This is a genomic window from Lawsonia intracellularis PHE/MN1-00, from assembly GCF_000055945.1.
Classification (GTDB): domain Bacteria; phylum Desulfobacterota; class Desulfovibrionia; order Desulfovibrionales; family Desulfovibrionaceae; genus Bilophila; species Bilophila intracellularis.
This window is the reverse complement of the sequence record NC_008011.1, coordinates 956,599-969,053: the sequence shown is the minus strand read 5'-3', so window position 1 is coordinate 969,053 and position 12,455 is coordinate 956,599. Positions and strand designations below refer to the sequence as shown.

General features: G+C 32.6%; 10 protein-coding genes. 2 read left to right on the top strand and 8 right to left on the bottom strand.

From position 1 onward, the window contains the following. Window positions 1-211: 211 nt before the first annotated feature. On the bottom strand, window positions 212-1,153 hold the full coding sequence (locus tag LI_RS04250) for a carbohydrate kinase family protein (protein ID WP_011526863.1): 942 nt from the start codon (window positions 1,151-1,153) through the stop codon (window positions 212-214). Beyond that, window positions 1,154-1,474: a divalent-cation tolerance protein CutA gene (gene cutA / locus LI_RS04245; protein ID WP_011526862.1), complete on the bottom strand. Its 321-nt coding sequence runs from the start codon at window positions 1,472-1,474 to the stop codon at window positions 1,154-1,156. Window positions 1,475-1,593: 119 nt separating this feature from the next. Between cutA and nth the strand changes: the two genes are divergently transcribed. Beyond that, complete coding sequence (gene nth, locus LI_RS04240) at window positions 1,594-2,244, top strand: endonuclease III (RefSeq protein ID WP_011526861.1); 651 nt, start codon at window positions 1,594-1,596, stop codon at window positions 2,242-2,244. A 57-nt stretch (window positions 2,245-2,301) separates the two neighbouring features. Here nth and pssA read toward each other — a convergent pair whose 3' ends face one another. The 4 genes from pssA to trkA all read right to left on the bottom strand — a co-directional run bounded on the left by pssA (window position 2,302) and on the right by trkA (window position 6,839). Continuing rightward, window positions 2,302-3,051 (bottom strand): CDP-diacylglycerol--serine O-phosphatidyltransferase, encoded by a 750-nt coding sequence (gene pssA, locus LI_RS04235; RefSeq protein WP_011526860.1) that lies wholly within the window; start codon window positions 3,049-3,051, stop codon window positions 2,302-2,304. Between the two features lie 61 nt (window positions 3,052-3,112). Further along, complete coding sequence (locus tag LI_RS04230) at window positions 3,113-3,760, bottom strand: phosphatidylserine decarboxylase family protein (protein ID WP_015353782.1); 648 nt, start codon at window positions 3,758-3,760, stop codon at window positions 3,113-3,115. A 106-nt stretch (window positions 3,761-3,866) separates the two neighbouring features. Further along, window positions 3,867-5,333, bottom strand: a complete 1,467-nt coding sequence (locus tag LI_RS04225) for a TrkH family potassium uptake protein (RefSeq protein WP_011526858.1) — start codon at window positions 5,331-5,333, stop codon at window positions 3,867-3,869. 90 nt (window positions 5,334-5,423) lie between these two features. Then, entirely contained in the window at window positions 5,424-6,839 is a 1,416-nt protein-coding gene (trkA, locus tag LI_RS04220) for a Trk system potassium transporter TrkA (protein ID WP_011526857.1), read from the bottom strand. Between the two features lie 268 nt (window positions 6,840-7,107). Between trkA and LI_RS04215 the strand changes: the two genes are divergently transcribed. Continuing rightward, entirely contained in the window at window positions 7,108-9,084 is a 1,977-nt protein-coding gene (locus tag LI_RS04215) for a cation:proton antiporter domain-containing protein (RefSeq protein ID WP_011526856.1), read from the top strand. 32 nt (window positions 9,085-9,116) lie between these two features. Here the strand turns inward: LI_RS04215 and LI_RS04210 are convergent, their stop codons facing one another. Together LI_RS04210 and LI_RS04205 are read right to left on the bottom strand one after the other, a co-directional pair. Beyond that, the gene (locus LI_RS04210) at window positions 9,117-9,710 is read right to left on the bottom strand and encodes an epoxyqueuosine reductase QueH (protein WP_011526855.1); all 594 of its coding nucleotides are present in this window, start codon (window positions 9,708-9,710) and stop codon (window positions 9,117-9,119) included. 3 nt (window positions 9,711-9,713) lie between these two features. Then, a complete protein-coding gene (locus LI_RS04205) occupies window positions 9,714-11,771 on the bottom strand; it encodes an Rne/Rng family ribonuclease (protein ID WP_015353781.1) in 2,058 nt (685 codons plus the stop codon). Window positions 11,772-12,455: the final 684 nt, after the last annotated feature.

Sequence of the window (12,455 nt, the reverse complement as noted above, 5' to 3'; positions counted from 1 at the left end):
TTATTAAATTTATTTAGATTAGCTAGTTGAATATATAAGTATTATATTAAAAATAGGCCATAATAATTAATATAAAAAAGATAGACAATATATCTTGATAGTTACTATGACTTTTTTACTCTCAAGAAGTTAGTGATTTCCAACAAGTTTGAACTCTTATTTTTAGAGATTAACTAAATGAAATAACTGTGGTTAATTTTTTGTTTATCTTCTACCAAGATAGTGTGGGATATTCATTAAACGCTTTTTTGTATCTCTCTGAAAATGTAGTATAAGTAAATGTATGTTCTTGTGTTCCACTATTTTCTATACAAAAGCTGGCTGCAGTCGAACCAAGATATGCAGACTCTACTATATCCAAATTATGTATTAAGCCCTTTAGAAGTCCAGCACGAAAGGCATCTCCAGCACCAGTAGGGTCCATAATTTTATTAGGAACTGCAATTCCAATAGATATTTCTTTATCTGTATGTATTAATGCCCCTTGATCACCAAGTGTAGTAATAATTGCTCCTGTTAGAGAGCGTAATTCAGCTCTTGTTTTATCTGTTTTTTTACAAATCATTTCAAATTCATAGTCATTAGTTACAAGAATAGATGATCCTGTGATTGCATTTAAAAGATCATCCTTAGAAAGGACTGGAAGTTGTTGACCAGGATCAAAAATATATTTTATTTGTTTTTCATAGAAGATAGTTGGTAGTTTTTGCATGTCTTCTATATTTGTTGGAGAAATAATAGCCCAATCATGCATTTTGTTAAGCTGAGGTAAGTCATATAGGCATGGGAAGTTCATAGCTGCAGGATAAAATCCTGTTATTTGGTTATTACTTTGATCTGTTGTGATGTAGGCTACAGCTGTTAGTGTATCTGGAATTTTTCTGATCCCATCAAGAGGTAATTTTAAGGATGATAAAAATTTTTCATAATTTTCAAAGTCAGTTCCTACTGAAGAAAGGATATAAGACTTTTCATTCATAAGAGAAAGGGTATATGCAATATTTCCAGCTGTTCCCCCACGTTTTTCTATAAGTCCATTTATTAAGAAACATACATTAAGAACATGGAGTTTATCTGCTAAAATATGCTCTTCAAATTTCCCTGGGAAATTCATTATCTTGTCATAAGCTAATGAACCAGCAATATAGATCATTTAATGCTCCTCTTTGACTGTATCTTCTACCCAGGCAAGAAACTTATTCTCTCCTAAGATAATAGGCAGTGCAATAATACAAGGGGTATCATAACTGTGGATGCTACATACAATTTCTTTTATCTTGTTAAAGTGGGATTCAATAGTTTTCACTAATAAAATAACTTCATTATCTTTATGAATGCTATTTCCCCATAGATAAACAGACTGTACTTTAGGGATAATGTTTACACAGGCAGCAACTTTTTGTTTTACTAACATAGTCGCAAGATACTCTGCCTCATTTTCATTTGGTGCTGTGATGTAAACAAGTATAACCAAAACTCTTCCAATTATAGTATCAAGATTAATATGTTACATATAGCTATTTTCCCTTTTTTATTCAATAATTCTTTTTATTATAGAATTGTGATAAATATATAATTAGTTAGGTTATATTAATGATAAAAGAAAATACAATAAAAAAGCAGCGTGCAGCTTGTGTATTATCACTATTAAAAAAAAGATATCCTACCTTTGAAACACATTTAGTAGCAAGCAATCCTTGGGAGTTACTAATAGCAACAATTTTATCAGCACAGTGTACAGATGCACGTGTTAATCAAGTTACTCCTATTTTATTCACACGTTGGCCTGACCCTTCTGCTTTAGCTTTAGCAATGTTAGAGGAGGTTGAACAAGTAATAAGAACAACAGGTTTTTATAAAAGTAAAGCAAAGCATATTATAGAAACAGCTAAACGTATTATGTATAATTATAATGGAGTAGTACCACAGACTATGGATGAACTTATCACTCTTCCAGGAGTAGCACGTAAAACTGCTAATGTTGTTCTTTGGGGTGGATTTGGTATTAATGTTGGTATTGCTGTTGATACACATGTAAAGCGTATTTCCTATCGTTTAGGTTTAACAGCAAATAAAGATCCATCTTTGGTTGAGAAAGATTTAATGAATTTGTTCCCCCAAAGTGAATGGGGTGCTATAAATCATAGAATGGTTTGGTTTGGTAGGCATGTATGTAAAGCAAAAAATCCACTATGTACTCTTTGTGAAATGAATACATTTTGTCCACATAATGGTATAAAATAGCTAACTATTATTGTTATAAGGAAGCTTTGTTATCTATTAAAAACAAAAGGTATTCTTTTAAAGAAGATCAATTTTCCCTAAAGGATAACTACGTTTAGGTAGGAAAATATATGTATAGATTGGGCCAGATAATAAATATATTATGCATAGGATAAAACCCATAACTGCTGGCTCTGATAAAAGTAATACAAAAAGAAGTAAAGCAGTAACCATAGAGCTAAAAGTATGTGTTTTTAAAAATCCATATTCTTTAAAAGAAAAGTATCTTATTCGACTAACCATAAGTAAAGAAAGAATAAAAGTAAGTGTAAGTAGTATGTGTGGAAGTATTTTATTAAAAAAATTAGGAAGGTATGGTGTAAATAGGATAAACAATGCTAGAGAACATCCTCCTGTTGGGCAAGGTAGCCCAACAAAAAATTTTTTACATAGAATTGATGTAGAAATATTAAAACGTGCTAATCTTAGTGCTGTACAAGCAATAAAAAGAAATGAGATACAAATCCCAAGTTTACCAAATTGTTCTAAGCCAAATTTCCATGCTAAAAATGCAGGTGTGACACCAAATGCTACAAGGTCTACAAGAGAATCTAGTTGTACACCAAATTCACTAGATGTATTTGTAAGCCTAGCTATTTTCCCGTCTAACCCATCTAAAACAGCACTACCAAGAATAATAAGTGCACATATATGAAATTTATTCCCTATAACTTGTATCATACCAATAAAGGCTAAGAATAAACTAGCTAGAGTAAAAATATTTGGTAGGATATATACCCCTTTAGGAGTGATTTTTTTTTCTTGCATAAGGATAACAGTATTATTTTAATGAAGATTATTTTTTAATTAACTTAAAAGTATTTTTATACTATTCTTGATTTTTTTTTGCTAAGATAGTTTCTCCAGCTATAACTTTATTTCCAAGATTAACTGTAGGAGTATATTCTTCTGGTAAGTATAAATCAACACGTGAGCCAAATCGGATGATCCCAAATCGTTCCCCTCGATTTAAAATATCTCCTTCTTTGGTACGACAAACAATACGTCGAGCAATAAGGCCTGCAATTTGAACAACTACCCATTGCTTACCATCTTGATCCCTAAGGAGGTAAGAACAATGTTCATTTTCTTTAGCTGCCTTATCTAAGGATGCATTAAGAAAGTGACCTTGTACATATTGAATTGCTTCAATTTGTCCTTTTATTGGTGAGCGGTTTACATGTACATTACATATATTCATAAAAATACTAATACAAGTATGACTTTCTCCACTAATAGGATCTTGTCGAGGTTCAATACGAATAATTTTACCGTCTGCAGGACTAACGGCAATATTTGCTTCTGTTGGTATAATTCTTTCTGGATCACGGAAAAAGTGGCCACAAAATATTGTCCCTATTAAACAAAGAACAGCCAAAAGCCACCAGCCTAATATAGCAAAAATGAGTGATGAAAAAGCAAAAATAGCAATATAGGGGAATCCTTCTTGATCAATACCTAAGTTTGTTTTACCCATTAATATACCCTTCATTTTTAGAATTCTTTTATATAATTTTGACTTAAAAGTAGTTCCTATGCAAGTCCTAAGTAGCTTTTTTACAATGCTTAGGTATAACTGAATATTATTTTAATGCTTTCCAAAATTCAGGAATGAATAAAATAAGGATAGCATAAATTTCTAATCTTCCTAATAACATACAAAAAATAAGAAACCATTTAGCTATGTTATCAAGGTGATGGAAGTTATCTACTGGTCCAACGCTACCAAGTCCTGGTCCTACATTGGAAAGGCAGGTAAGTGTAGCAGAAAAAGAGGTAATAAGATCATAGTTTAGTGCCATAAGTGCAAGCGTATTTATGAGTAAAATAAAAAGGTAAAGAATTAGAAATCCTATAATACCAGAGAGAACATCTTTTTGAATAGTTTTATCGCCAAGTTTGGCAAAACGTATAGAGTGAGGATGTAATAGTCTAAATATTTCTTGATAGGCAACTTTTGCAATAACTATAATCCGCATAGTTTTTAGGCCACCAGCAGTAGAACCAGCACATGCCCCCATGAACATAAAAAAAAGTAGAATACCTTGAGCTAGTTGAGGCCATTTAGAGTAGTCTTCTGTGATGAATCCTGTTGTTGTACAGATGGAAACAAGTTGAAAGACACTAGCTCTAACTATTTGTTCTATTTGAGATAAGGTATTAGAAGGATAGATATGATAAAAAATAAGTAACACACCAATAGTGATAGCTCCTATAATAAGGAGTAGTGTATATAGATTAAATTCTGTATCATGGGTGTAGTGTGGTAGTAGTCCTAATAGTAATTTATAGTGAAGAGTAAAGTTTATACCTGATGCAAACATAAATAGAATAATTATCCATTGAATTACTGGAGTTGGGAAGGCAGCAATGGAATTATTTTTTGTAGAAAATCCACCTGTAGATACTGTTGAAAATGTTTGATTAATAGCATCAAAAAGATCCATTCCTGCAAGATAGAGAAGTATAATTTGGAAAAGAGTCATAATACCATAAACTTTCCATAAAAGCATTGCAGTATCTTGCATATGAGGTGTTAACTTATCTGGTGATGGACCAGGAACTTCTGCTTTATATAGTTGCATCCCTCCAACTCCAAGTAATGGGAGTACAGCAAGTGAGAGTAAAATGATTCCCATTCCTCCAAGCCAGTGTGTTAAGCTTCGCCATAGGAGTATACTTTTAGGTATGGCTTCAATATCTGTTAAAATAGTTGCTCCAGTTGTTGTAAAACCAGATGCAGTCTCAAATACAGCATCTGTAAAGGGGATACCAATATATACATAAGGTAGTGAACCAGCAATGCTAGCAATAATCCAACATAGGCCTACTACAGCAAATCCTTCTTGGTTACTGAGAATTATGGGGTTATTTTGATGGCAAATAAAGGCTAATAAAAATCCACTTATAATAACTACTGATAAAGACAATGCTAAGTCTTTTGCTACTCCATCATTATAATAAATAGAGGTAAGTAAAGGGAAAATAATAGATGTTCCAATACATATTAAGAGAACACCAATAATAAAAAAAACAGAGCGTAATTGCATGTAACACCTTATGGAATACAGGCTTATCTATTCTATGTCCCAAGTACCCTTATATTTAGATAGCATTTGTCATACCTATTAAGTAGTTAATTATAACGTGACAGAGGTACTTTCTTCTAGGGGTGGTTCTGTAAGTAGTTGTTCAACACGGTTCATAATTTCTCTAAGACAGATAATAACAATACGATCTCCAGGCTCAATAATCGTTTGTCCACTAGGAATAAAGCTTTTATTTTCTCTTAATATAGTTAAGAGTAAGGCTCCATGTGGGAAATTGAGTTTACTAATAGGTTTTTTAAGAAGGTTAGATGTTTCAGGAACTAATACTTCAATAATTTCTGCGGCTTCTCCTCCAACTGTTAAAGTTGAGAGTACACCACCTTGTCGTATATAATGAAGGATACTATTTACTGCAGATAACCTTGGGCTTACAATGTGGTTAATACCTGTAGCTTCAATTAATGGTAAGTACGCATGTTTATTAACTCTTGCTACAACTTCTTTGACGCCAAGCGATTTTGCTAAAAGACAAGCAAGTATATTTACTTCTTCATTACTTGTTACAGCTATAAATGCATCAGCTTGATCAATATGTTCTTCCTCTAAAAGAGATTTATCAGTGCCATCTCCATACAAAACAAGAGTAGAATTTAATCTATCAGCAAGTTTTTTACACCGAGCTTCATTATTATCAATCAGCTTTACTTTAATATCTCTTTGCTCAAAAGCTTTTGCAAGTCGGACACCAATATTACCCCCACCTATAATACATGCTACATTAATTATTCCATGGCTTTTATTTAAAACTCTTAGAAGTTCTTTTTGATTTTTGGATTTATATATAAAATATACAATATCATCCTTTTGAATGGTATCTATTCCACTAGGTATAATAAGTTTTTTTTGTCTTGAGATGGCAGCTACCATTATACCGTCATTATTAACAATATCTCGAAAGTGATAGAGCTGTTGATCTATTAAGGGACCATCTATTACACGTATACCAACTAACCTAATTCGTCCACCATCAAACTCTCCATATTCTACTGCACCAGGAAGCATAAGAAGTCGTTCAATAGTTCTAACAACTTCTTCTTCTGGGTTAACAAGCATACTTATATTTAATGGACCTTTTTCAATAAGTTCAGGATAAGAGGCATATTCTTCATTACGAATTCGTGCTAAATTAATAATATGGGGTGATAAAGCATATGCAAAAAGTGTAGCTGTAATATTTATTTCATCACTATCTGTAACAGCAAGAAAAATATTTGTTGTTTCAATGCCTGCAGTTTTTAATGTGGAAGGACTTGATCCAGAACCATGAATAGTTTGAACATCTAAGTTTTCTTGGACTCTTCGTAATGCTTCTTGGCTTGTGTCAATAACAATAACTTGCTTATGTTCTTCAGAAAGACGTTGAGCAATATGAAAGCCTACTTCACCAGCACCAACAATAATAATTTTTAAATTTTCAATTTTATGACGAATTGGTGAGAAAAGCATTATGGGTATGCCTCACAACATAACTAGAATATATTATAGTCTATCAGCTTTTTTTTAAGAAGGCACTTGTATTTTTTTCTTTTTTTTTTATTAAGAGATATTTTTTCTTATTTTTTATTTAAGGTAGTATTTATAGTAAGTGTACTTATTGATAAGTTTATCAAAAAGATTATTTTTAATGTAATTGCTAGTTGTAATATACTTATTGTACGGTTATATTTCATTGTATTAAAAAATATGTAAAATAGCTGTAATAAAAGAGGCATACATGGAGATTCCTTTTCTTAAAGACCTAGTTTATATTTTTTGTCTTTCAATTGGTGTTTTGCTTATCTGTCTCAGGTTGAAAGTTCCTGCGATTGTTGGTTTTTTATTAACAGGTGTACTTTGTGGTCCATCTGCTTTAGGGCTTGTAGAAAATGTCCATGCTGTTGAACTTCTTTCTGAGATAGGTGTTGTTTTACTTCTTTTTACTATTGGCATGGAGTTATCAGGTGAAGAACTTGCACGTCTTAAAAAACCTGTATTTGTTGGAGGTACTATACAGGTTGTTTTAACCACAGGTGTTATGTGTGGTATTGCTATGCTTTTTGGAAGGACATTCCCTCAGAGTATTTTAATTGGTTATCTTGCTACTCTTTCTTCGACAGCAATTGTTTTAAGTATCCTTCAACAGAGAGGTGAATCAGAAGCTCCACATGGTAGGCTTGCTTTATCTGTATTAATTTTTCAGGATTTAGCTATTGTCCCTATGATGCTCTCTATTCCATTATTAGCAGGGCAGGGAGAGGCTGATCCTATTTCATTTTTGTTATCTGCAGGACGGTTGGTTTTAATTTTAGGTGGTGGCTGGTTTCTTGCATATCGTGTAGTTCCAGTTCTTATGAGACAAGTAATGCGTACTCGAAGTCGTGAATTGTTTCTTATGACCAGCTTAGGGTTTTGTTTAGCTGTTGCTGTTGGTACAGCTTATTTAGGATTATCTCTTGCTTTAGGAGCATTTTTAGCAGGACTTCTACTAGCAGAATCTGAATATAGTATGAGTGTAGTTGAGGGTATATTGCCATTTAAAGATGTTTTTACTAGTCTTTTTTTTATTGCTGTAGGGATGTTGCTAGATGTACACTTTTTTATAGATCATATTGGAAGTGTCATTGCATTGGCAGTAATATTGATCACCATCAAAGTTTTGCTAGCAATTCCTGCAATGACTTTTCTTGGTTATCCATTAAGAGTTGCTATAATGGCGGCAATGAGTTTGGGACAAATTGGAGAGTTTTCTTTTGTTCTTGCTAAGTCTGGTGTAGACCATGGATTTCTTGATGCTATTGGATATCAAAATTTTCTTGCTGCTAGTATCCTAACTATGGTTTTAACTCCAGGACTCATAAGTATAGCCCCAAAGACAGCAAGGTTTATTGGGAAGTTTTTTAATCATGATAATTCCCAAGAAAAACCTCTTCTAACTCATCAAGGAGAATTACAAGATCACCTTATTATAGTTGGTTTTGGTTTAGGAGGGAAGTATCTTGCACGAACAGCTAGAGAAACAGGGATTCCTTATGTTATTCTTGAAATGAATCCTGATACAGTCCGAAGGCTTAGAGATCAAGAGCCTATTTACCATGGGGATGCTTCACATCCATTAGTACTTAAGCATTTTGGGGTTGAAAAAGCAAGAATACTTGTTGTTGTTATTTCTGATTCTGCAGCAACTAGAGGTATCACTGCTGCAGCAAGAAAGTTGAACCCATCTTTACACCTTATTGTACGTACAAGATTTTTAGGTGAGGTCCCATATTTACATGAGCTTGGTGCAAATGATGTCATCCCTGAAGATTTTGAAACGTCTATAGAAATTTTTACTCGAGTTCTTGGATACTACCTTATTCCTAGACAAACTATTGAAAAATTTGTTCATAGTATTCGAAGCGAAAACTATGAGATGGTGAGGGATTTAAACTTTCATGGGGCAAACTTACCTTCATTGACAGAAGAGCTTCTTTCTGGGCTTGAAGTTACAGCATGTAAAGTAGAAGCTGGATCTGATATGGAAAATAAGAAATTGTTACATACAGATTTACGTCGCAAACATGGTGTAACTATTGTAGGTATTCGTAGAAAGGAGAATATAATAGCTTCTCCTGGTCCCGATGAAGAGTTATTAGCTGGAGATACAGTTTTTCTTTTTGGGACATCTTTTGGTATTTCTCAATCTATAGAGCTATTTAGAGCACAGGTATAATTTTAGTATTAAATTTTTTCTATAAAAGAATATTAATAAGAAGGGGTAGTAACATTTGATAATTTATTAAGCTTCTTTTGGAAGCGTTCTGTTTCGCTAAAAATACAAGCACAATAATTTTGTCGATAAAGTCCCCATTCTTTTGCAGTATCAATGCCTTTTTGCCATCCAGATCTAAAGTCTTGATAGAGGAATTGAACATTAGGAGATTCTTGTTCAATTTTTTCTCCTGCTTTTAAAATAAGTTCATGTCTTTGATGTCTTGAGTAAAAAAGACTTGTTGTGAATGCATCAAATCCATGAGCTTGAGCTGTTTTTTGGGTAAGTTTTAATCGGCTATCATAGCAATAAAGGCAGCGAAGACCACCTTTGTTATCTGCAATTCCTTTCTGATAGACAGTTTCTAACCAGTTAGAAACATTATAGATGTCATCTTGCCAAAACATAGTAATACCCATTTTGTTTGCAACTTCTTCAGTACTTTCTCTTCGGCGTAAATATTCTGATAGTGGATGTATGTTAGGATTAGCAAAGTATCCGCTAACTTTATAGCCTTTATCTTGTAGTATTTGTATAGGAATAATACTACATGGGCCACAGCATAAATGGATAAGCACTTTTTTCATATCTTATAAATCACTATTTTCTATTTTTTGTAGGAGTGAAATACGAATGTCAAGATGAATGCCAAATTCTTGTTCAAGAGCAATTAAACGATTACGTTTATTATTAAGAAGATAAAGACCAAGTTCTTGATCTAGAGTATGAATATATTCATGTTTACCAGCGGTAACAGTTTGTTGCATTTTTTTATGAATTTCTCTTAAAGTTTGAATAGCCTGCCATTCAATATTTCGTCTTTGACCTGTTCCTTGGCAGTATGGACAGGTTTCCTGGCTAATAGAGATAGCAGATGACCCAATACGTTGACGGACAACTTGTAACAAGCCAAAAGAACTCATTTTCCCTACGTCATGCCGAGCTCTATCTGCTTTCATAGCCAGTTGAAGCTCTTTTTCTACATCTCTACAGTGGGCAGGTTCTTTCATTTCTATAAAATCAATAACAATTTGTCCCCCGATATCACGTAAGCGAAGTTGTTGAGCTATAGTTGCAGCAGCCTCCATATTTGTACGATAGGCCATAGATTCAAAGTTTGTTTTTCCTGCAATTCTCCCTGAGTTGATATCTATAGCCATTAATGCTTCTGTTTGATCAAAAACAAGTCTGCCTCCGGAAGGCATTATAACTTCTCTAGAATGTACCTGTATAATTTGTTTGTTAAGTTTAAAGTGTTCCCAAAGAGGTTCATTGTTATTTTGGTATAAATGTACAAGTTTTGTTTTTCTGGGAAAGAGCAGTGTAGTTACTTCTTGTATAGCTTGTTTGGTTTCAGGATCATCTACCCAAATTTCAGTTATATCATCAGCAAGATAATCTCGAACGGCTCTAGTAGCTAGACCAGGTTCTTCATAGATTAGACATGGGGATTTTTCTGTTGTAGCTTTTTTACGAATTTCTCTCCAAACACGCTTAAGAAAACTAAGGTCTTTTTGAAGTGTTGTTTTACTTGTACCAATACTAACAGTTCGAACAATTGCTCCAAGACCGCTCCCTGGATCAAGCCCTTTAATAAGTTCACGTAGTCGGGTACGTTCTTCTTCATCCTCTACTTTTCTGGAAATACCTATTTGTTCTTGTCCTGGTGTAAGTACAAGAAATCGTCCAGCAAGAGAAAGCCATGTGGTAAGGAAAGCTCCTTTATTACCAGTAGGCTCTTTTACAACTTGTACAAGTATTTCTTGACCAGCTTTAAGTACTTTTTGAATAGGTGGATATTTTTTTAGTTTTGTTGGCTCATGAGGTTGAAGGTAGTATTCTGGGTGAACTTCATCTATTTGTAGGAATCCGTTTTTTGTATTGCCATAGTTAATAAATGCTGCCTGAAGATTTGCATCAATATTATTAATAACACCTTTATAAATATTACCTCTAATTTTTGCATGATGGTTCATTTCAATAAAATATTCAAAAAGTTGACCATCACTAGAGATAGCGACTTCTACCTGTTCACCAGGGATAACACTAATAAGCATTTTTTTATTTATTTCAGGGGAATTTTGTTCTAATCCAGAGTTTTTGGATATAAGTGCAGGTAAGTGATTTGTTGTAGGCACAGGTAGTGTTGAATTTTTTGTTGTTCTATTTTTATTTTTTGAACGTGAACGAGTTTTTAGTTTTTTTGTACTAGCTTGGTATACATTATGAGGTATTTTTTTAGATATATTATTTTCACTCCATGAGTTAGTACTTGTTTGCTCTGAATGTTCTGGTGTTGCTTGGGAAGTTTGTTGTAAAGTTAGGCTATGAGTCACTATAGGCTGACTTTCAAGTGTCTGTTGAGTATCTTGAGTTTCTATTTCATTAATTATGCTATGGTTATGAGTTGTTGGTGAAGCAGTTTTTTGATTAGAGTGCTCTGCCATTACAGGGATAGTTTCTTCTAACTGTGTCATTGTATCTTTTTTTAGGGTAAGTTGAATATATTGTGCGTGAGGTTTATTATTGCTATTGTGTCTATTACTAGAAATAGACTTTTCTGTTTGAAAATATTCATGTTTTTCTGACATTATTCTTTTATCATTTGTAATGGTTTGTTTTATAATAGAACATTCAAGGCTAGACATAACTTTTTAGGTAAATTTTTTAGTATAATATTAGAGTAATTAACTGTAATAATAGTGAGAGAATAGTATGATAAATTTCTAGAAATACTTTTATTTTGTTGAACTTTTTGCATATTTTTTTGTAGGTTATAACGTGTTAGTTACTATATATTATTTAATTAAGGCTAATCCATGTACATCAAATTTAAAGAGTTATAAATACCAGAAGCTATAGTGGCATATAACAGCAATATCGTCAAAAAGTTGTTTTTTATAACGTTTTATACTCAATTATAAAAAGGAATAATTAATTATCTCATTAAATATAATTTAGTCACAAATGTTAAGCAAAACAATATATACTCTAATTTTTCGATACTTCATAACTAATAACTTTTAGTCAGTTTGTTATCTTTTAGTTATCATTGAACTGTTTGATATATTATGACATAAGTATACTTGTCTATTTTTTTAGGTGTTTTTTAGCTTTGCTTTAGCTTAGTAAGCTAGATAGAACTTGTCACCTATATTTAGAGGCATTATGTTATATTAGTGTTAGGATGATGTAAAATCTTCATGTGCAGCTTAAAATTGTTATATTATAATCTTTGGTATAAATATTCCATTAGGTGTGTCCATATATTGATTTTGCATTTTTTATTTATCACTATTTTGAATAACATTAGGCTGAAAATGCTAATAACA